This window comes from Pseudomonas sp. B392_1p (assembly GCF_052245235.1).
In the GTDB taxonomy this organism is placed as follows: Bacteria; Pseudomonadota; Gammaproteobacteria; order Pseudomonadales; family Pseudomonadaceae; genus Serpens; species Serpens gallinarum.
In genome coordinates this window covers 371,130-391,411 of the sequence record NZ_JBQPXM010000003.1, presented here as the reverse complement: position 1 = coordinate 391,411, position 20,282 = coordinate 371,130, and the positions used below count along the sequence as shown (strand labels likewise).

Here is a 20,282-nt window from a genome sequence, read left to right as displayed (position 1 = left end):
GTACGGTGGATGTAGAAAAACGACATCCACCCTACGGGTCGTCAGGCGTCGTAGCCCAGGTTCGGCATCAGCCAGCGTTCGCTGACCTCGATGTCCTGGCCCTTGCGCTGCGAGTAGCTTTCCACCTGATCCTTGTCGATCTTGCCGACCGCAAAGTACTGCGCCTCGGGGTGGGCGAAGTACCAGCCGCTGACGGCGGCGGTGGGGAACATGGCGTAGTGCTCGGTGAGGAACACGCCGCTGTCCCCGGCTTTGTTGAATTCGGCGGCCGGGTCGAGCAGGGCGAACAGGGCTTTTTTCTCGGTGTGATCCGGGCAGGCCGGATAACCCGGTGCCGGGCGGATGCCCTTGTAGCGCTCGCGGATCAGATCTTCGTTGCTCAGCGCTTCGTCCTTGTCGTAACCCCAATATTCTTTCCGCACGCGCTCGTGCAGCCACTCGGCGCAGGCCTCGGCGAGGCGGTCGGCCAGTGCTTTCACCATGATCGAGTTGTAGTCGTCGCCGGCGTCCTGGTAGGCCTTGGCCACTTCTTCAGCGCCGATGCCGGCGGTGGTGATGAAGCCGCCCACGTAGTCGGTGATGCCGGTGTCCTTGGGCGCGACGAAGTCGGCCAGGGAGAAGTTCGGTTTGCCATCGGTCTTGACGGTCTGCTGGCGCAGGTGATGCAAGGTGGCAAGTTGTTCGCCGTTGTCGCCGTAAACGGCCAGGTCGTCCTGGTCGACCTGGTTGGCTGGCCAGAAACCGAACACGGCGCGAGCCTTGATCAGTTTCTCGTCGATCAGCTTGTTCAACATGGCCTGGGCATCGGCGAACAGTGCGGTGGCGGCTTCGCCCACCACCTCGTCGGTGAGGATGCGCGGGTACTTGCCAGCCAGGTCCCAGGAGATGAAGAACGGCGTCCAGTCGATGTACTTGGCCAGCGTGCGCAGGTCGATATCTTCCAGTACCTTGCTGCCGGTGAAGGTCGGCTTGACCGGCGTATAACCGTTCCAGTCGAACTGCGGCTTGGCGGCAATCGCCTTGTCGTAGCTGAGCCGTTCGGTGCGGGCGGCGCGGTTGGCGGTGCGCTCGCGGATCATCGCGTACTCTTCGCGGATCTTGATCGCGTAGTCCGGCTTCATTTCCTTGGACAGCAGGGTGGTGGCCACCCCCACGGCACGTGAGGCGTCGGTGACGTACACCACGGCATCGTTCTTGTAATGCGGGTCGATCTTCACGGCCGTGTGCGCCTTGGACGTGGTGGCACCGCCGATCATCAACGGCAGGGTGAAACCCTGGCGCTGCATTTCGCGCGCAACATGCACCATTTCATCCAGCGACGGGGTGATCAGGCCGGACAGGCCGATGATGTCGCACTTCTCTTCGATGGCGGTCTTGAGGATCTTGTCGGCCGGGACCATCACGCCGAGGTCAACGATGTCGTAGCCGTTACAGCCGAGCACCACGCCGACGATGTTCTTGCCGATGTCATGCACGTCGCCCTTCACCGTGGCCATGAGGATCTTGCCCTTGGCTTCCGGCTTGTCGCCCTTTTCCGCTTCGATAAAGGGAATGAGGTGCGCCACGGCCTGTTTCATTACGCGGGCGGACTTGACCACCTGCGGCAGGAACATCTTGCCCGAGCCGAACAGGTCGCCGACCACATTCATGCCAGCCATCAGCGGGCCTTCGATCACCTCGATGGGCCGCGCGCACTGCTGACGGCATTCCTCGGTGTCTTCAACGATAAAAGTGGTGATGCCCTTGACCAGCGCATGTTCCAGGCGCTTGTCCACGGGCAGCGTGCGCCATTCTTCGTTCTCGACTTCCTTGACCGAGCCGTCGCCCCGGTAGTCTTCGGCGATGGCCAGCAGGGCTTCGGTGGCACCGGCGTTGCGGTTAAGGATCACGTCCTCGACCTTGTTGCGCAAATCCAGCGGAATCTGGTCGTAGATTTCCAGTTGGCCGGCGTTGACGATGCCCATGGTCAGACCGTTCTGGATGGCGTAATAGAGGAACACCGAGTGGATCGCTTCGCGCACCGGGTTGTTGCCACGGAACGAGAAGGACACGTTGGACACGCCGCCCGAGGTCAGGGCGTAGGGGAGGTGGTCACGGATAAAGGCGCAGGCCTCGATGAAGTCCACCGCGTAATTGTTGTGTTCCTCAATGCCGGTGGCCACGGCAAAGACGTTAGGGTCGAAGATGATGTCTTCCGGCGGGAAGCCCACTTCGTTGACCAGGATGTCGTAGGAACGCTGGCAGATTTCCTTCTTGCGTGCGGCAGTGTCGGCCTGGCCGGTTTCGTCGAAGGCCATGACCACCACGGCGGCGCCGTAGCGCTTGCACAGGTGGGCGTGCTTCTTGAATTCCTCGACCCCTTCTTTCATGGAAATCGAGTTGACGATGCCCTTGCCCTGGATGCACTTCAGGCCGGCTTCGATCACCTCCCACTTGGAGGAGTCGATCATGATCGGCACGCGGGAGATATCCGGCTCGCCGGCAATCAGGTTGAGGAAGGTCACCATGGCCTTCTTCGAGTCCAGCATGCCCTCGTCCATGTTGATGTCGATCACCTGGGCGCCGGCCTCGACCTGCTGCAGGGCGACGGCCAGCGCCTCGGTGTAGTTATCCTCCCGAATCAGACGGGCGAACTTGGCCGAGCCGGTGATGTTGGTGCGCTCGCCGACGTTCACGAACAGCGAGCTGCGGTCGATGGTGAACGGCTCCAGGCCGGACAGCCGGCAGGCCTTGGGGATATCCGGGATCACGCGTGGCGCGTAGTTGGCCACAGCCTCTGCGATCGCCTGGATATGCGCCGGGGTGGTGCCGCAGCAACCGCCAACAATGTTGAGGAAGCCGCTCTGGGCGAACTCTTCGATCACGGCCGCGGTTTCTGCCGGGCTTTCGTCGTATTCACCGAAGGCGTTGGGCAGGCCGGCGTTGGGGTGGGCCGACACGTGGGTGTCCGCCTTGCTGGCCAGTTCTTCCAGGTACGGACGCAGCTCCTTGGCGCCCAGGGCGCAGTTCAGCCCCACGGAGATCGGGTTGGCGTGACGTACCGAGTTCCAGAAGGCTTCGGTGGTTTGCCCGGACAGGGTACGGCCCGAGGCGTCGGTGATGGTGCCGGAAATCATGATCGGCAGTGTGATGCCCACTTCTTCGAACACGCCCTGCACGGCAAAGATCGCTGCCTTGGCGTTGAGGGTGTCGAAGATGGTTTCGATCATGATCAGGTCCGCGCCGCCGTCGATCAGACCGCGGGTGGCTTCACTGTAGTTTTCGACCAGCTCATCGAAGGTGACGTTGCGATAGCCCGGGTTGTTGACGTCCGGCGAGAGCGAGCAGGTCCGGCTGGTTGGGCCGAGGACGCCGGCAACGAAGCGTGGTTTATGCGGCGTCTCCAGGGTCTTGGCGTCAGCGACCTCACGGGCCAGGCGGGCGCCTTCACGGTTCAGCTCATAGGCGAGTTCCTGCATGCCGTAGTCAGCCTGGGACACCCGGGTGGAGTTGAAGGTGTTGGTTTCTAGAATATCGGCGCCGGCATCGAGATAGGCACGCTCGATGGCCTGGATGACTTCCGGGCGGGACAGCAGCAGCAAATCGTTATTGCCCTTTACGTCCTGCGACCAGTCGGCGAAGCGTTCGCCGCGGAAGTCGGCTTCTTCCAACTTGTAGCTTTGGATCATGGTGCCCATGCCGCCATCAAGGATCAGGATGCGCTCTTTGAGAGCTTGCTGGAGGGCCTGGAGACGGGCATTGAGACTGGACATGGAAAACTACCTGGAAGCGGAAAACAAAAGAGCGCGAATGATAGCAAAGCTGCATGGCTTTTGAGCTGAGCGCGGTTGTAGGTGAAAAGTATTCATGTTGAGCGAAGGGGCTTTCTTCATCCAAGCGTTATAACGCGAAACGTGCAATTCGCTCTAAAGAGCCGTGCTGGATAGAATGGCGGACATTTTTCAGGGAGCCGTGCCATGACCTGGCGTGCAATGCTCGCAGGCCTGCTGTTGGCAATGGGTGGTTCACTAGCGGCCGAGCCGTTGTCTTACCAGCGCGATATCCAGCCGATCTTTACCGCCAAGTGTGTGGCCTGCCACGCCTGTTACGACGCGCCGTGCCAGCTGAATCTGGGCAGTGACGAAGGCGTGCTGCGCGGAGCTCACAAGTTACCGGTATACAACGGCACCCGTACCCAGGCGCAGGAGACCACGCGCCTGTACCTCGATGCCCATGGCGAGCCGGCCTGGCGGCGCAAGGACTTCTTTTCGGTGCTGGATGCCCAGCCCAACCAGGCGGCGCTGATGGCACGCATGCTGGAACTGGGCAGGGCCAATCCCCCGGTCGCCAACGCCAAACTGCCGGCGAACCTGGATATCGGCATCTATCGACAGAACCAGTGTCCGTTGCCCGGCGAGTTCGAGGGTTATGCGCAAAAGCATGCCCAGGCCGGCATGCCCTTTGCGGTTACCGGGCTCAGCGATGAGGAATATTCAACCCTTCAGCAATGGCTGGAGCAGGGTGCACCCGTGGATACGGCGCCGCTACAACCCAGTGTCGATGAGCAGCAGCAGATTGCCGACTGGGAAGCGCTGCTCAACGGCCCCAATGACCGAGAACAGCTGGTCGGCCGCTGGCTGTATGAACACCTGTTCCTCGCTCATCTGTATTTCGACAACGGTGAGCAGGGGCACTTCTTCCAACTGGTGCGCTCGCGCACGCCCAGCGGTCAGCCAGTTGACCCCATTGCCACACGGCGACCCAATGACGATCCGGGGCAGGTGTTCTACTACCGTTTGTTGCCGATTCAGGGCGTCATCGTGCACAAGACCCACATCACCTATCCGTTGAGCGCGCAGAAGCTGGCACGGGTCAAGCAGCTGTTCTTCAGCGAGGCCTGGCAGGTTGGTGCGCTGCCCGGTTATGGCATGCAGCGGCGCGCCAATCCCTTTGCGACGTTCGAGGCGATTCCGGCGCGGGCGCGCTACCAGTTCATGCTGGATAACGCCGAATACTTCGTGCGCACCTTCATTCGTGGCCCGGTGTGTCGCGGGCAGATCGCCACTGATGTTATCCGTGATCAGTTCTGGGTGATGTTTCAGGCGCCCGATCACGATGAGTACATCACCAATGCCACCTACCGCGCCCAAGCTACGCCGCTTCTGAGCATGCCGGGTCAGCTGGATAGCCTTGGTGATCTGTTCACCTTGTGGGGTGGCTATCGCGAGAAGCGCAACCAGTACGAAAACCTGCGCCGCCAGATGTACAGTGGCGTGCCGGCGGAATGGGAGCACCTGTGGCGCGGCAATGACAACGCGCTGCTGAGCATTTTCCGTCAACAAGACAGCGCCTCGGTGCGCAAGGGGCTGATCGGCGACGTTCCGCAGACGCTGTGGTGGATGGATTATCCGCTGCTGGAGCGCACCTATTACCAGTTGGTGGTCAACTTCGATGTGTTCGGCAATGTCTCCCATCAGGCGCAGACGCGGCTGTATTTCGACCTCATCCGCAATGGCGCTGAACTGAATTTCTTGCGGCTGTTGCCAGCCGAGGCCCGGCAAACGCTGCTCAATAGCTGGTACGAGAACAGCGGTAAGCTCAAGCTGTGGCTCACCTACACAGGCATTGACACGCAAACGAAAAGCCGACTGGGGCTGCCGGCCAGTCAGGACGCGAAGCAGGCATTCGCCGATCAGTTGCTGCAGCGCCTGGCCAACATCAACGCCCGTGCCGATCCGATCAATCGTTGCTCGGGGCAGCGCTGTTTCCGTCCTGATATCGCACAACCCTTGCAGGCGGTGGAGCAAGCACTGAGCCGCCTCGCTGCCACGCCCGCGGCGCAGTTGCCGTTCATTCGCCAATTGCCAGAGGCTACTCTGTTGCGGGTCGAACTGCCCGACGGCTCCCGGGAGATCTACAGCGTGTTGCGCAACCGAGCGCACAGCAACGTGGCCTTCATGCTGGGTGAATCGCTGCGTTATCAGCCCGAGCAGGACACACTGACGATTTTTCCGGGGATTCTCAGCAGTTACCCCAACTTCCTGTTCAACTTGCCTGCAGCTGATGTGTCGGCGTTTGTCGAGGCACTGGAACGGGCAAAGGGAGGGCAGGCGTTCGAGCGAGTGGCCGACCGCTGGGGCATTCGGCGCAGCCATCCCGATTTCTGGCGTTACTTCAATGACCTGCCGGCCTACTTGCAGGAAACCGAGCCACGCGAAGCGGGAATGCTGGACATGAACCGTTACCAGAACTTGTGACAGCCAACCCTGCAAGGTGCTTGCGTGGCATGTGCTGAGCATTTTTGCTTACCCGACCAAAACACTGTGACTTACCGGGCATAACCCAATTGGCGTACACTGCGCACATGTTCTGCGAGGAGTTGCCATGAGCGCCATTACCATCACCGAATCCGCCGAAGCCTATCTGGCCGATCTGCTCAGCAAGCAGAACACGCCGGGAATAGGCATCCGAGTTTTTATCACTCAGCCGGGTACTCCCTACGCTGAAACCTGCATCGCCTACTGCAAACCAGGCGAGCAGAAACCGGAAGACACCGCGCTGTCGCTGGCATCGTTCGTCGCCTGGATCGACGGGATCAGCGAGCCCTTCCTGGAAGATGCCGTGGTTGATTACGCCACCGACCGCATGGGCGGTCAGCTGACCATCAAGGCGCCGAACGCTAAGGTACCGATGATCGGCGAAGACAGCCCAATGACCGAGCGCATTAACTACTACCTGCAGACCGAGATCAATCCTGGGCTGGCCAGCCACGGCGGTCAGGTCAGCCTGGTGGATATCGTCGATGAAGGTATCGCCGTCCTGCAATTTGGCGGCGGCTGCCAGGGCTGCGGCATGGTCGATACCACCCTCAAGGATGGCGTCGAAAAGACCCTGATGGAACGTATCCCGGAACTGAAGGGCGTGCGTGATATTACCGACCACAGTAACCGGGAAAACGCCTACTACTGATTTGCCAAAGAGTAGCAACTCGCCCGGCTTATAAAGCCTGCCAATACGGCAGGCTTTGTTGTTTCTAGCTTCCTTATTTTTATACCTCAGTCACAGAATTCAACTAGGCCATACGGCAGCGCTCTTTTTGCCTGCCCGGAGGTCTTAATGCCGGTAGGATTCTCGCATTCACCCAAAGCCGTTCAAACAAGGGAGCTACATGAACAACCCCACTCTAGAGAACAAGGTCTTTCTGGCGTTGCTCCTGCTGGTTTCCATTGCGTTCTGCTGGGTACTGTTCCCCTTTTATGGGGCGGTGTTCTGGGCAGTGATTCTGGCCATCCTGTTCGCACCGCTACAGCGGCGCCTGGCGCGTCGGTTTCGGGGCAAGCCTAACCTGGCGGCCTTGCTGACTCTGTTGGCAACGCTGCTGATTGCTGTGCTGCCTATGGCGATCATCACCACGCTGCTGGTGCAGGAAGGAGCGGCGCTCTATCAGCGGATCGAAAGCGGCGAACTGGATATTGGCGCTTATCTGGTGCAATTTCGCGACATGTTGCCCCAGAGTATTCAGAGCCAACTGCAGCGTGTGGGTCTGGGCGATTTGCAGGATGTGCGCGAACAATTGTCTGGCTATGCGCTGCAAGGCAGTCAGTTCCTGGCGACCAAGGCCTTCAGTTTCGGGCAGGGCACCTTTGAGTTCCTGATCGTATTCGCGGTCATGCTGTACCTGCTGTTTTTCCTGATTCGCGATGGCCGGCAACTGGTGGCCAAGATGCGCGAGGCCATCCCGCTGGAAGACGAGCAAAAGCGCCGTCTGTTCAGCAAGTTCACCCGTGTGGTGCGCGCTACGGTGAAAGGCAATGTGGTGGTGGCGATCACCCAGGGCGCGCTGGGCGGGCTGATTTTCTGGTTTTTAGGTATCCCCAGCGTGCTGCTGTGGGGCGTGGTGATGGCTTTCCTGTCGCTGCTGCCGGCAGTGGGGGCGGGGCTGATCTGGACACCCGTGGCGATTTATTACTTCGTCAGTGGCGATTTCTGGCACGGCTTGATCCTGACGCTGTACGGGATTTGCGTGATCGGTCTGGTAGACAACGTGCTGCGTCCGATCCTGGTGGGCAAGGACACCAAGATGCCGGACTACGTGGTGCTGATTTCCACGTTGGGCGGGTTGGCGCTGTTCGGTCTCAATGGCTTTGTCATCGGGCCGTTGATTGCTGCGCTATTCATGTCGTCGTGGGGACTGTTTATCGACCGCGAACCGGAAGAGGCGTTGGAGTAACAGATGCACCGAAACGGAAGTCACCAGGCCGGTTTCGGCCGTGATGCAGTGTGATGATGGGAAAGCGGAACGAAGGAAAAACGAAAAGGCGGCCCTGAACAGCGCCGCCTTTTTGCGTTTACAGGCCTGCGGCCTGAGCTATTTGCAACAACGGTTGCGGGTAGACACCGAGGAAGAAGGCCAGGGCTGCAATGAACAGCAGCATGACGCCGCCGGCTCGTTGCGCCCAGTTGATCGGCGGCATGCGCAGGCGCATGCCCGGTTCGACCATGAACAGGGTGACCATCACCCGCAGGTAGTAGAAGAGACCGATGGCGCTACCCACAATCAGGGTACCCAGCAGCCACCAGAGTTCAGCCTCGACACCCGTAGCGATCACATAGAATTTGCCGATGAAGCCCGCGCTCATGGGAATGCCGGCCAGGGACAGCATCATCACCGTGAGTACCGCCGTCAGGTAAGGGCGCCGCCAGAACAGACCACGGTATTCAAACAGGGCGTCCGCGTCGCGGCCCTTGTACGGGCTGGACATCAGGGTGATCACCCCGAAGGCGCCGAGGGTAGTCAGCACATAGGTCACCAGATACACGCCGATCGCTTCCACGGCCAGGCCCTTGCTGGCGATCAGGGCCACCAGCAGGTAACCGAAGTGGGCAATGGACGAGTAACCGAGCAGGCGTTTGAGGTTGCTCTGGTTCAAGGCCAGCAGGTTGCCGATCAGGATCGAGGCGATGGCGATCAGGGTCAGGCCGTCGTTCAGCCAGCCGCCGCTGGTGGCTGGGGAGATCTGATACAGGCGCAGCAGCACGGCAAACACTGCGACCTTGCTGGTGGTGGCCAGGAAGGTCGCCACCGGTGCCGGCGAGCCCTGGTACACGTCGGGCGTCCACAGGTGGAAGGGCACCAGCGACAGCTTGAAGCCCAAGCCCACCAGCATCATGCCGATGCCGGCCTGCACCAAGGCAGAAGAGCCCTGGGCCGCCAGGTTGGCGCCGATCCCGGCGAAGCTCAGGCTACCCGACTCGGCATACAGCAGCGCCATGCCGAACAGCAGGAAGGCTGAGCCGGCAGCAGACAGGACCATGTACTTGATTCCGGCTTCCAGGGAGCGGCGGTCGAAGAAGGCATAAGCCACCAGTCCGTAGACCGGTACGGAAAGCAGTTCCAAGCCGATGAACAAGCCCGCCAGGTGCTGGGCGCTAACCAGTACGATGCCGCCGGCCACCGCCAACAGCATGAGCAGGTAAAGCTCCTCGCGGTTGCCCGGGAAGCCGCCGGTGCCGGGTTTTTCTCCCAGATAGGCGTGGGCCAGGGTGACGCACACCAGCGTCGCTACCAGCATTAGCCCTGTATAAAAGAAGGCGAAGCTGTCCAGCATCAACAGTCCGGTCACTTCCAGCGGTGCCACTTGGGACGCTGGTGCGATGGAGAGCAGCGCCAGGATCAGGCCGGCCGCAGACAGCACGTAGCTGAGTCGATGGTTACGCCGCCAGGCGATCGCCAGCATCACCACCACGACGGTGGCGCAGGTGATTAGCAGCGGCAGCAGGGCAATGAAGTGTTGTTGAGTAAATTCCATAACGCGACTACCGAGCCGAAACGAGTGGGGAGAAGGCGGCGCTGAACCACTGCTGCACGCCTGTCATGGTCGCCTGGGAAACGTCGAGCACCGGCTGTGGATAGATGCCGAGCAGGATCAGCAGGACCGCGACCAGTAGCACCATGCCTAGTTCGCGGCCATCCAGGCCGTGCAGGAGCTGCTCGCTCTTGGAAGGCCCGAAGTAGGCGCGGTGCACCATGATCAGCGAGTAGACCGACGAGAACACCAGGCCAAAGGTGGCAATAACCACGATCCAGGGGTTGGCGGCGAAGGCGCCGAACAGAATCAGGAACTCGCCAATGAAGTTGCCGGTGCCGGGCAAACCCAGAGAGGCGACGGCAAAAAACAGGCTCAGCGCTGGCAGCCACGCCAGCCGCTTCCACAAACCGCCCATTTCTCGCATGTCGCGGGTATGCAGGCGCTCGTAGAGCTGACCGCACAGGATGAACAGTGCGGCCGCGGAGAGGCCGTGGGCAATCATCAGTACCACCGCACCCTGCAGGGCGAGCTGGCTGCCGGAGTAGATGCCGATCAGCACGAAGCCCATGTGCGAGATGCTCGAATACGCCACCAGGCGCTTGATGTCGGTCTGTGCGAAGGACAGGAAGGCACCGTAGAAAATGCCGATCAGACCCAGAGCCATGGCAATCGGCGCGAATTCCGCCGAAGCATTGGGGAACAGCGGCAGGGCGAAGCGGATCATCCCGTAGGCGGCGGTCTTCAACAGGATGCCGGCCAGGTCCACGGAACCTGCGGTCGGTGCCTGGGCGTGGGCATCGGGCAGCCACGAGTGCAGCGGCACGATGGGGAATTTCACCGCGAAGGCGATGAAGAAGCCGAGCATGAGCAGGTACTCGGTGCCGGGTGCCAGTTCGGCGTCGAGCAGCAGCGCGTAATCGAAGGTCAGCACGCCGGTGTTGTGGTAATTAACCAGCACCAGGCCGAGGATCGCCACCAGCATGATCAGGCCACTGGCCTGGGTGTAGATGAAGAACTTGGTGGCGGCGTTGATGCGCGACTTCTTGCCTTCGCTGGAACTGTGACCCCAGAGCGCGATGAGGAAATACATCGGCACCAGCATCATTTCCCAGAAGAAGAAGAACAGAAACAGGTCCAGGGCGAGGAACACGCCGACCACACCGCCGAGAATCCACATCAGGTTGAGGTGGAAGAAGCCGACATGGCGCTGGATTTCTTTCCAGGAGCACAGCACCGACAGCACACCGAGCAGGCCGGTCAGTACGACCATCAGCAGCGACAGGCCATCCAGGGCAAGGTGCAGATTGATGCCGAAGCGCTCGATCCACACATGCTTGAATTCAAAGGCCCACTGCGCCTCGGCACCGGGGGCAGGCGCCAGTTGGTAGTTGCCGATGCTCCACAACCAGAGGCCGATGCCGAGCAACAGGCCCATGGTCAACAGGGCGATCCAGCGCGGCAGGGTCTTGTCGAAACGTTCGACGACCCAGCAGAGCACGCCGCCGATAAAGGGAATCAGGATTAGCCAGGGCAGAATCACGAGTTCGAGTCCTTGCGCAGATTCAGAGCAGAACGACGCCGAGCAACAGCACGGCTCCGCCAACGATGGACAGGGCATACCAGCGTAGCTGGCCCGTCTGGCTACGGCTCAGTGAGCCGTGCCCGCCACGCGCCAGGCGCGGCACCAGGCCGAAACTGGCGTCCACCGGGTCGCGACCGAGCAGGCGGCACATCAGCAGATAGGGCTGTACGAACACTTTGTCATAGAGCCAGTCGAAGCCCCAGGCGGCGAACCACCAGGCACCCAGCAAACGGCCAGGCGCGCTTTGCGCAAGGGCGGTGACCAGGCTGCGCTTGCCCAGGAACAACATGGCGGCGAGCACGATACCGGCCAGGGCGATTGCCCCAGAGGCGATTTCCAGGCTGTGTTTGGCGGCGCCGCCGGCGTGTCCGACGCTTTCCGGCAGCACACCGGCCAGCGGCGGCACGATCAGCGCACCGACGAAGGTAGAGAGGATGATCAGTACGATCAGCGGCAGGTTGTGGGCCAGGCCACTACCGGCATGCGCATCGGTCTTCGCGTCGCCATGGAAGGCAATGAAGATCAGCCGGAAGGTATACAGCGATGTCAGGAAGGCACCAGCCAGGCCGGCATACAGCAGGCCGCCGTGACCGCTGGCAAAAGCTTCCCAAAGAATCTCATCCTTGGAATAGAAACCGGCGGTAATCAGCGGCAGCGCGGCCAGCGCCGAACCGCCGACGATGAAACTGGCGTAGGCCAGCGGCAGCTTCTTCCACAGACCGCCCATCTTGAAGATGTTCTGTTCGTGGTGGCAGGCATTGATCACCGAACCGGAGGCCAGGAACAGTAGCGCCTTGAAGAAGGCGTGGGTCATCAGGTGGAAAATCGCTGCGTCCCAGGCGCCGACGCCCAAGGCCAGGAACATGTAGCCGATCTGGCTCATGGTCGAGTAGGCGAGGATGCGCTTGATGTCGGTTTGCACCAGGGCAGCAAAACCCGCTAGCACCAGGGTCACGCCGCCGACGATACCGACCAGTTCAAGCACTTCGGGAGCCAGTAGGAAGATGCCGTGGGTACGTGCGATCAGGTAGACGCCCGCGGTGACCATGGTCGCCGCGTGGATCAGCGCCGATACCGGCGTCGGACCCGCCATGGCGTCGGCCAACCAGGTCTGCAACGGCAATTGAGCGGACTTGCCAACCGCACCGCCGAGCAGGGCCAGGGCCGCCAGGCTGATCCACAGATCGCCACTGGCGAATTTCTGCGGCGCCAGGGCCAGTAGTTCCTGAATGTTCAGGGTGCCCAGCTGGACGAACAGGATAAACAGGCCGAAGGCCATCAGTACGTCGCCGACGCGGGTGACGATGAACGCCTTGAGCGCAGCGTTGCCGTTCTTGCGTTCCTTGAAATAGAAACCGATCAGCAGGTAGGAGCACAGCCCCACGCCTTCCCAGCCGAAGTACAACAGGAGCAGGTTGTCGCCCAGGACCAGCAACACCATGCTGAAGATGAACAGGTTGGTGTAGGCGAAAAAGCGTGAATACCCCTCCTCACCGCGCATGTACCAGCTGGCGAACAGGTGGATCAGAAAGCCCACGCCGGTGACCACGCCGAGCATTGTCAGCGCCAGGCCGTCCAGGTGCAGGCCGACGGCGATGCTGAAATCGGCCACATCCAGCCATTGCCACAGGTGCTGGGTGAACACGCCACCCTCGGGTGGGGCGACGTTGAACTGCCAGATGATCCAGGTGGTGGTCAGCGCGGAGAGGCCGACCGAACCGACGCCGATGAGGGCTGCCAGGTTCTCGGAAATTCGCCCGCGGGAAAAGGCCAGCAGCACGTAGCCGATCAGCGGGAACACAAAGGTCAGAAATAGAAGATTCATCCGCGCATCTCGCTTGCAGCATCGACATCCAGGGTGTTGAAGCGGCGATACAGTTGCAACAGGATCGCCAGGCCGATAGCGGCTTCGGCAGCGGCCAGGGTGATCACCAGAATGAACATGACCTGTCCATCGGGTTGCTCCCAACGGCTACCCGCGACGATAAAGGCCAGGCCGGCGGCGTTCATCATCACTTCCAGGCTCATCAGCATGAACAGGATGTTGCGTCGGACCATCAGGCCGACCAGTCCCAGGCAGAACAGCACAGCGGCTAGGGCCAGGCCGTGCTCCAGTGGAATCGATTGCATGGCGTTACTCCTTCGCCTCGTGGCGGCCCAGGTGGTAGGCAGCGACCAGTGCCGCCAGCAGCAACATGGAAGCCAGTTCCACGGCCAACAGATAGGGGCCGAACAGTGAAATTCCCACTGCCTTGGGGCTCACGGTCGTCTGGCCCAGCGGTGCGTACTCGGGGGTGGCAAACAAGGCCCAGAGCAATTGCAGCAACAGGATCAGGGCCAGCAGCGCCGGGCCGATCCAGACTCCTGGTTTCATCCAGGCGCGCTCCTGGCCGGCGGTGGCCGGGCCAAGGTTGAGCATCATCACCACGAAGACGAACAGCACCATGATGGCGCCGGCGTAAACGATGATTTCCAGCGCACCGGCGAAGGGCGCGCCGAGACTGAAAAAGCACATCGACACGGCCAGCAGGGAGATGATCAGGTAGAGCAGGGCGTGCACCGGGTTGCTGCCGGTGATCACCCGCAGGGTGGACACCACGGCAACACCGGCCGAAAAGTAAAAGGCGAATTCCATCAAAAGCTCCTGGGGCGCTGGAAGGCTGAAGGCTGAAGGCTGAACGAAAAAGCCGCACTTCGCCTCATGGCAGCAATCCCTTGACGTTGACCGGTTCCGCTTCGCTTTGTGCGGCGCCCTTGGGCTTGCCGGCAATCGCCAGGCCGGAGACGCGATAGAAGTTGTAGTCGGGGTATTTGCCGGGGCCAGAGATCAGCAGGTCTTCCTTCTCGTATACGAGATCCTGGCGCTTGTAGTCGCCCAGCTCGAAGTCCGGCGTGAGCTGGATCGCGGTGGTCGGGCAGGCTTCTTCGCACAGGCCGCAGAAGATGCAGCGCGAGAAGTTGATGCGGAAGAACTCCGGGTACCAGCGGCCGTCCGGCGTCTCGGCTTTCTGCAGGGAGATGCAACCCACCGGGCAGGCTACCGCACAGAGGTTGCAGGCCACGCAGCGCTCCTCGCCGTCGGGGTCGCGGGTCAGTACGATGCGGCCGCGATAGCGCGGCGGCAGGTAGACCGCTTCTTCCGGGTACTGCAGGGTGTCGCGTTTGCGAAAGCCGTGACCGAAAATCATCACCAGGCTGCGCAGTTGGGTGTAGGTGCCGTGCAGCACCTCGCCGATGTATTTGAACATGGTTATCTCCTTACTGGGCCGCCAGCACGAGCGCGCCGGTCACCAGCAGGTTGAGCAAGGTCAGCGGCAAACAGAATTTCCAGCCGAAGGCCATCACCTGGTCATAGCGCGGACGCGGCAGCGAGGCGCGCAGCAGGATGAACAGCATGATGAAGAAGCCGGTCTTGATCGCGAACCAGAAGAACGACAGCCACGGCAGGGTGTCCAGGAACGGCCCGTGCCAGCCACCGAAGAACAGTGTGGTCAACAGCGCCGAAATGGTGACGATGCCGATGTATTCGCCGACGAAGAACATGCCCCATTTCATGCCCGCGTATTCGACGTGGTAGCCGTCTGCCAGCTCCTGCTCGGCTTCCGGCTGGTCGAACGGGTGGCGGTGGGTGACCGCGACGCCGGCGATGAAGAAGGTGCAGAAGCCCAGGAACTGCGGAATGATGAACCACAGGTGTTGCTGCTGATAGTCAACGATGTCGCGCATGTTGAACGAGCCCACCTGGGCGACGATGCCCATCAGCGACAGGCCTAGGAACACCTCGTAGGACACCGTCTGCGCCGAAGCCCGCAGTGCACCGAGCAGAGCAAACTTGTTGTTGCTCGCCCAGCCGGCGAACAACACCGCATACACGGTGAGGCCGGCCATGGCGAAGAAGAACAGGATGCCAATGTTCAGGTCCGCCACGCCCCAGGTCGGGGTAATCGGCACGATGGCGAAGGCTAGCAGCAGCGAGCCCATGGCCACCACAGGCGCCAGGGTGAAGATCAGACGGTCGGAGAACGGCGGGTTCCAGTCCTCCTTGAAGAACATCTTGATCATGTCCGCACCGAGCTGGAACATGCCGAACGGCCCAACCCGGTTGGGGCCGTAGCGGTCCTGCCACCAGCCCAGTAGGCGGCGCTCGACGAAGCTCAGCAAGGCGCCGCACACCACCACGGCCAGCATGATGACCAGGGCCTTGATGACGGCGATGATCACGTCGATCACCTCGGGAGTCAGCCAACTCATCGGGAGATCTCCAGTTCAGTGGCCAGGCAGTCGGCGCTCAGTACCGGGATGCCCGCCAGTCCGACGGGCAAACCGACCAGGCCAATGCTCAGTGCGGTGCTAATGCGTACCGGCAGGCGCAGGCGCTGGTTGGCAACCGTGAGGCTGAGCAGTTCGCCTTCGGCCACGCCCAGGCGCTTGGCTTCAGCCTCGGCCAGCGCGACATAGGCCTGCGGAATGCGCGCCTGAATCGGCGCGGCAAGCGACGAGGTTTCCTCGCTACCGAACAGATGATGCAGGGGTACGACGCCCCAGGTACCGGGTGCCGGTGAGAATGCAGCAGGCACCCCATGCCAGTCGCGATTCTGGCGGACATGATCAAGCAGGCGAACGCCTGGATCGCCCGCCCGCAGGTGGCCACCCACCTCATCCTGGAATTTGTTCCAGGCCTGGGGCGAGTTCCAGCCCGGCGACCAGGCAAAGGGGATTTGCTGACGGTCTTCGCCGGAGCCCGAATAGCCTTCCATGGAGTAGGCGAACGGCGAATCCACATCCTGCGGTTGACGTGGCTCATGCACGCTGATATCGGCGCGGATGGCGGTTCGACCGCTGTAGCGCAGCGGCGAGCGCGCCATCTTCAGGCCCTTGATGCGGAACGACGCGTGCGGCGCGGCATTCTGAATGCCGATCAATTGCGGGTTGGCGGCTACGCAGGAGTCGGTCGCATGGTCCAGGGTGGTCCAGTCCACGGCCTTGCCCTGCAGGGTGCAGTGCAACGCATGCATCCAGCGCCAGCCTTCGCGCACCAGGATACTACTGTCGTAGTAGCTGGGCTCGAATACCTGGAAGAAGCGCTGCGCACGGCCTTCCTGGCTGACCAGGGTGCCATCGGCTTCGGCGAAGCTGGCTGCTGAAAGCACCAGATGGGCCTTGGCGGTGGTCGCGGTCTGCTGGTGGTCGGCGACGATGACAGCTTGGGCAGCAGTCAGGGCAGCATCGACCTTGGCCTGATCGGCACGGCGATACAGGTCGTTTTCCAGCACGATTACGGCGTTGGCGTTGCCTTCGATCAGCGCGTCCAGTGCAGCATCCGCGGATTCGCCACCTAGAAGGGCCAGGCCCAGACTGTTGGCTTCTGGCACCACCAGGCTGAGGGAGGCTTTCTTCTCGCGGTTCTTCAGCGCCTGGGCAATGTTGCCGGCGGCTTCGATCAGGGATTTCTCACCCAGCGAGGTGCCGCTGATCAGCAGCGGGCGCCTGGCGGCCAGCAGGGCATCGGCGATCTGTTGTACGAGTTCGCAGGCTTCGGTTTCCAGCCCCTCGACAGCCGGGGCACCGGGGTCGATGGCATGGGCCACGGCAAAACCGAGGCGGGCCAGATCTGCTGGCGCAGCATGCACGCACTGTGCAGCGATATCGTCGAGGCGGGTTTCCTCGACGCTGGCAATGAAGACCGGATGCAGGGCGTTCTGTGCGACGTTCTGCACGGCCGCCATGTGCCAGTCCTGGATCTTCATCGAGGCGGCAATTTCAGTCGCCTTGCCCTTGGCCGCCTGGCGTACTGCCAGGGCGATACGCGCAGCAGTCTGGGTCAGGTCTTCGCCAAGAATGAACACTGCGTCGTGGCTTTCGATGTCGCGCATCGAAGGCACGGGCAATGGGCCGTTCTGCATCAGCTCGCGCACCAGGCGGATGTTTTCCAGTTCGGACGCGGCGATCCCGCTGTAGAACCGGTCGGCGCCGACCAGTTCGCGCAGCGCATGGTTGCTTTCCAGGCTGGCGCGGGGCGAGCCGATGCCGATTACGGTCTTGCCCTTGAGCAGCTCTGCGGCTTTGTCCAGGGCGGCATCGACGCCGAGCGTTGCATTGCCCAGCAGCGGCTGGCGCGGTCGATCCTCGCGGTTGACGTAGCCGTAGCCGAAGCGGCCCCGGTCGCACAGGAAGTAATGGTTAACCGCACCGTTGAAGCGGTTTTCGATACGGCGGATTTCACCGTAGCGCTCGCCGGGGCTGATGTTGCAGCCGGACGAGCAGCCGTGGCAGATACTCGGCGCAAACTGCATGTCCCACTTGCGGTTGTAGCGCTCGGAGTGGGTCTTGTCGGTAAACACGCCCGTTGGGCAAACCTCGGTGAGGTTGCCGGAGAATTCACTTTCCAGCACGCCGTCTTCGACACGCCCGAAGTACACATTGTCGTTGGCCCCGAACACGCCAAGGTCAGTTCCGCCGGCATAGTCCTTGTAGTAGCGCACGCAGCGGTAGCAAGCGATGCAGCGGTTCATCTCATGGGCGATGAACGGGCCGAGATCCTGATTGTTATGGGTGCGCTTGCTGAAGCGATAACGGCGCTGGTTATGGCCGGTCATCACCGTCATGTCCTGCAGGTGGCAATGGCCGCCTTCCTCGCACACCGGGCAGTCGTGCGGATGGTTGACCATTAACCATTCGACGACGCTGGCACGAAACGCCTTGGCTTCCTCGTCCTCGATGGAAATCCAGCTGTTGTCGGTGGCCGGGGTCATGCACGACATGACCAGCCGGCCGCGGGTGTCGTTTTCGTCGCTGTACTGCTTGACCGCGCACTGGCGGCAGGCGCCGACGCTACCGAGCGCCGGGTGCCAGCAGAAGTAGGGGATGTCGAGACCGAGCGACAGACAGGCCTGCAACAGGTTGTCCGCTCCGTCGACTTCGTAGTCTTTGCCGTCTACGTGGATAGTGGCCATGGTTACGTTTCTTCTTACCCGCCGAAACGGGTGTGGCTAATGGAATTCTGTTTGCCGCGCGCTTCGGCGGGGGAAGGGAAATGGCCGGGGCCAACCTCCTTCCTTTCCGCCGGCGTCGCAGAACTACACCTCGAGCGCTTGGGGGCGCGCCGTGGACTGACCCGAGGCCACACCCGCCTCGAACTCACCACGGAAATACTTGATCGCGCTGCCCAGTGGCTCCACCGCACCGGGCGCATGAGCGCAGAAGGTCTTGCCTGGGCCGAGGAAGTCGACCAGGCCCAGCAGGATATCGATGTCCTGGCTGGTGCCCTGGCCGCGCTCCAGCGCACGCAGGGTCTTGACGCTCCACGGCAATCCATCGCGGCAGGGAGTGCACCAGCCGCAGGACTCGCGAGCGAAGAACTCCTCCATGTTGCGCAGCAGCGACACCATGTTGATCGAATCATCCACCGCCAAGGCCAGACCGGTGCCCATGCGCGTGCCGACCTTGGCAATGCCGCCGGCGTACATCTGCGCCTCGAGGTGCTCAGGCAGCAGGAAACCGGTGCCGGCGCCGCCGGGTTGCCAACATTTCAGCGTATAGCCATCCTTCATGCCGCCGGCATAGTCCTCGAACAACTCGCGGGCGGTGATGCCAAAGGGCAACTCCCAGATGCCGGGGTGGTTGACCTTGCCGGAGAAGCCCATGAGTTTGGTGCCCATGTCTTCACTACCAGGACGGCACAGGGATTTGTACCAGTCCACCCCATGGCCGACGATGGCCGGCACGTTGCACAGGGTTTCCACGTTGTTGACGCAGGTCGGCTTGCCCCACGCGCCGACGGCGGCGGGAAACGGCGGCTTGGCACGGGGGTTGGCGCGACGGCCTTCCAGCGAATTGATCAGCGCGGTTTCTTCGCCGCAGATGTAGCGGCCGGCGCCGGTGTGCACGAAGAGTTCGAAATCGAAGCCCGAACCAAGGATGTTCTTGCCCAGCAGGCCAGCGGCCTTGGCTTCGTCAATGGCGCGATTAAGGTTGCGCGCCGCGTCGACGTATTCGCCGCGCAGGAAGATGTAACCACGGTAGGCCTTGAGCGCTCGCGCGCTGATCAGCATGCCCTCCACCAGAAGATGTGGCAGCTGCTCCATGAGCAGGCGATCCTTCCAGGTGTTGGGCTCCATCTCATCCGCGTTGCACAGCAGGTAGCGGATGTTCAGCGACTCATCGGCGGGCATCAGGCCCCACTTCACACCGGTGGGAAAACCGGCGCCGCCACGGCCCTTGAGGCCGGAATCCTTGACGGTCTGTACGATGTCGGCCTGGGCCATGTCGGCCAGGGCCTTTCGTGCAGCGGAATAGCCGTTCTTCTGCTGGTATTCGTCAAGCCAGACCGGTTGGCCGTCGTCACGCAGACGCCAGGTGAGCGGGTGGGTTTCTTCGCGGCGCTCGATGCGGTTGATCGGGCCGAAGGAGGGAAGGGTCATGGGTAGACCTCCAGCAATTTCGCCACGCCGCCGGGCTCTACGTCGCCGTAGGTGTCATCGTCGATCATCAGCGCCGGGGCCTTGTCGCAGTTGCCCAGGCAGCAGACGGGAATCAGCGTGAAGCGCCCGTCGGCAGTAGTCTGGCCCGGCTCGATGCCGATCTGCTGCTTGATGCTGTCCAGCACGTTTTCGTGACCACCGATGTAGCAGGTCATGCTGTCGCACACACGAATGATGTGGCGACCCACCGGAACGCGGAAGATCTGGCTGTAAAAAGTTGCCACGCCTTCGACATCGCTGGCGGGAATGCCGAGCACGTCGCCGATGGCGTCGCAGGCACCGTCCGGCACCCAGCCGCGGGCGTTCTGGACGATTTTCAGCGCCTCGATGGACGCCGCGCGCGGGTCCTCGTAATGGTGCATTTCATGCTCGATGGCCGAGCGCTCGGTTTCGCTCAGGGCAAAACGGTCGGTCTGAATCAAAGTGCTCATA

The 20,282-nt window shown here is 61.8% G+C and carries 14 protein-coding genes; 3 read left to right on the top strand and 11 right to left on the bottom strand.

Annotated features, from left to right (window positions below; genetic code table 11):
• Positions 1 to 41: 41 nt before the first annotated feature.
• Positions 42 to 3,752 (bottom strand): methionine synthase, encoded by a 3,711-nt coding sequence (gene metH / locus ACTV8E_RS06385; protein ID WP_443198927.1) that lies wholly within the window; start codon positions 3,750 to 3,752, stop codon positions 42 to 44.
• 204 nt (positions 3,753 to 3,956) lie between these two features.
• Here metH and ACTV8E_RS06380 point away from each other — a divergent pair, with 204 nt between their 5' ends.
• From ACTV8E_RS06380 to ACTV8E_RS06370, 3 genes are all read left to right on the top strand, one after another.
• Positions 3,957 to 6,236, top strand: coding sequence for a fatty acid cis/trans isomerase (locus ACTV8E_RS06380; RefSeq protein ID WP_443198926.1), 2,280 nt, complete (start codon positions 3,957 to 3,959; stop codon positions 6,234 to 6,236).
• 127 nt (positions 6,237 to 6,363) lie between these two features.
• Entirely contained in the window at positions 6,364 to 6,948 is a 585-nt protein-coding gene (gene nfuA, locus ACTV8E_RS06375; RefSeq protein ID WP_251835881.1) for a Fe-S biogenesis protein NfuA, read from the top strand.
• A 199-nt stretch (positions 6,949 to 7,147) separates the two neighbouring features.
• The gene (locus tag ACTV8E_RS06370; RefSeq protein WP_251835882.1) at positions 7,148 to 8,209 is read left to right on the top strand and encodes an AI-2E family transporter; all 1,062 of its coding nucleotides are present in this window, start codon (positions 7,148 to 7,150) and stop codon (positions 8,207 to 8,209) included.
• A 118-nt stretch (positions 8,210 to 8,327) separates the two neighbouring features.
• Here the strand turns inward: ACTV8E_RS06370 and nuoN are convergent, their stop codons facing one another.
• The 10 genes from nuoN to nuoE all read right to left on the bottom strand — a co-directional run bounded on the left by nuoN (position 8,328) and on the right by nuoE (position 20,281).
• Positions 8,328 to 9,788 carry an NADH-quinone oxidoreductase subunit NuoN gene (gene nuoN, locus ACTV8E_RS06365; protein WP_443198925.1) on the bottom strand — a complete coding sequence of 487 codons (1,461 nt, stop codon included), beginning with the start codon at positions 9,786 to 9,788 and terminating at the stop codon, positions 8,328 to 8,330.
• 7 nt (positions 9,789 to 9,795) lie between these two features.
• A complete protein-coding gene (nuoM, locus tag ACTV8E_RS06360; RefSeq protein ID WP_443198924.1) occupies positions 9,796 to 11,328 on the bottom strand; it encodes an NADH-quinone oxidoreductase subunit M in 1,533 nt (510 codons plus the stop codon).
• Positions 11,329 to 11,350: 22 nt separating this feature from the next.
• Positions 11,351 to 13,195 (bottom strand): NADH-quinone oxidoreductase subunit L, encoded by a 1,845-nt coding sequence (gene nuoL / locus ACTV8E_RS06355; RefSeq protein ID WP_443198923.1) that lies wholly within the window; start codon positions 13,193 to 13,195, stop codon positions 11,351 to 11,353.
• Positions 13,192 to 13,500 (bottom strand): NADH-quinone oxidoreductase subunit NuoK, encoded by a 309-nt coding sequence (gene nuoK, locus ACTV8E_RS06350; protein WP_251835886.1) that lies wholly within the window; start codon positions 13,498 to 13,500, stop codon positions 13,192 to 13,194. The genes nuoL and nuoK overlap by 4 nt, the downstream gene beginning before the upstream one ends.
• A gap of 4 nt (positions 13,501 to 13,504) precedes the next feature.
• Entirely contained in the window at positions 13,505 to 14,005 is a 501-nt protein-coding gene (nuoJ, locus tag ACTV8E_RS06345; protein ID WP_273538730.1) for an NADH-quinone oxidoreductase subunit J, read from the bottom strand.
• Positions 14,006 to 14,069: 64 nt separating this feature from the next.
• Entirely contained in the window at positions 14,070 to 14,618 is a 549-nt protein-coding gene (gene nuoI / locus ACTV8E_RS06340; protein WP_273538727.1) for an NADH-quinone oxidoreductase subunit NuoI, read from the bottom strand.
• Positions 14,619 to 14,628: 10 nt separating this feature from the next.
• Positions 14,629 to 15,621 (bottom strand): NADH-quinone oxidoreductase subunit NuoH, encoded by a 993-nt coding sequence (gene nuoH, locus ACTV8E_RS06335; protein WP_443198922.1) that lies wholly within the window; start codon positions 15,619 to 15,621, stop codon positions 14,629 to 14,631.
• Entirely contained in the window at positions 15,618 to 18,323 is a 2,706-nt protein-coding gene (nuoG, locus tag ACTV8E_RS06330) for an NADH-quinone oxidoreductase subunit NuoG (RefSeq protein ID WP_443198921.1), read from the bottom strand. Before nuoG ends, nuoH begins: the two co-directional genes overlap by 4 nt.
• Positions 18,324 to 18,446: 123 nt before the next feature.
• Positions 18,447 to 19,790, bottom strand: a complete 1,344-nt coding sequence (gene nuoF, locus ACTV8E_RS06325; RefSeq protein WP_443198920.1) for an NADH-quinone oxidoreductase subunit NuoF — start codon at positions 19,788 to 19,790, stop codon at positions 18,447 to 18,449.
• Positions 19,787 to 20,281, bottom strand: a complete 495-nt coding sequence (gene nuoE, locus ACTV8E_RS06320) for an NADH-quinone oxidoreductase subunit NuoE (RefSeq protein ID WP_443198919.1) — start codon at positions 20,279 to 20,281, stop codon at positions 19,787 to 19,789. Before nuoE ends, nuoF begins: the two co-directional genes overlap by 4 nt.
• Position 20,282: the final 1 nt, after the last annotated feature.

What these genes read in the sequence shown, in the direction of transcription:
- nuoG (WP_443198921.1), bottom strand. Translation starts at nt 18,323, where the DNA reads ATGGCCACTATCCACGTAGACGGCAAAGACTACGAAGTCGACGGAGCG.
- nfuA (WP_251835881.1), top strand. Translation starts at nt 6,364, where the DNA reads ATGAGCGCCATTACCATCACCGAATCCGCCGAAGCCTATCTGGCCGAT.
- ACTV8E_RS06370 (WP_251835882.1), top strand. Translation starts at nt 7,148, where the DNA reads ATGAACAACCCCACTCTAGAGAACAAGGTCTTTCTGGCGTTGCTCCTG.
- metH (WP_443198927.1), bottom strand. Translation starts at nt 3,752, where the DNA reads ATGTCCAGTCTCAATGCCCGTCTCCAGGCCCTCCAGCAAGCTCTCAAA.
- nuoI (WP_273538727.1), bottom strand. Translation starts at nt 14,618, where the DNA reads ATGTTCAAATACATCGGCGAGGTGCTGCACGGCACCTACACCCAACTG.
- nuoL (WP_443198923.1), bottom strand. Translation starts at nt 13,195, where the DNA reads ATGAATCTTCTATTTCTGACCTTTGTGTTCCCGCTGATCGGCTACGTG.
- nuoK (WP_251835886.1), bottom strand. Translation starts at nt 13,500, where the DNA reads ATGCAATCGATTCCACTGGAGCACGGCCTGGCCCTAGCCGCTGTGCTG.
- nuoN (WP_443198925.1), bottom strand. Translation starts at nt 9,788, where the DNA reads ATGGAATTTACTCAACAACACTTCATTGCCCTGCTGCCGCTGCTAATC.
- nuoH (WP_443198922.1), bottom strand. Translation starts at nt 15,621, where the DNA reads ATGAGTTGGCTGACTCCCGAGGTGATCGACGTGATCATCGCCGTCATC.
- nuoJ (WP_273538730.1), bottom strand. Translation starts at nt 14,005, where the DNA reads ATGGAATTCGCCTTTTACTTTTCGGCCGGTGTTGCCGTGGTGTCCACC.
- ACTV8E_RS06380 (WP_443198926.1), top strand. Translation starts at nt 3,957, where the DNA reads ATGACCTGGCGTGCAATGCTCGCAGGCCTGCTGTTGGCAATGGGTGGT.
- nuoF (WP_443198920.1), bottom strand. Translation starts at nt 19,790, where the DNA reads ATGACCCTTCCCTCCTTCGGCCCGATCAACCGCATCGAGCGCCGCGAA.
- nuoE (WP_443198919.1), bottom strand. Translation starts at nt 20,281, where the DNA reads ATGAGCACTTTGATTCAGACCGACCGTTTTGCCCTGAGCGAAACCGAG.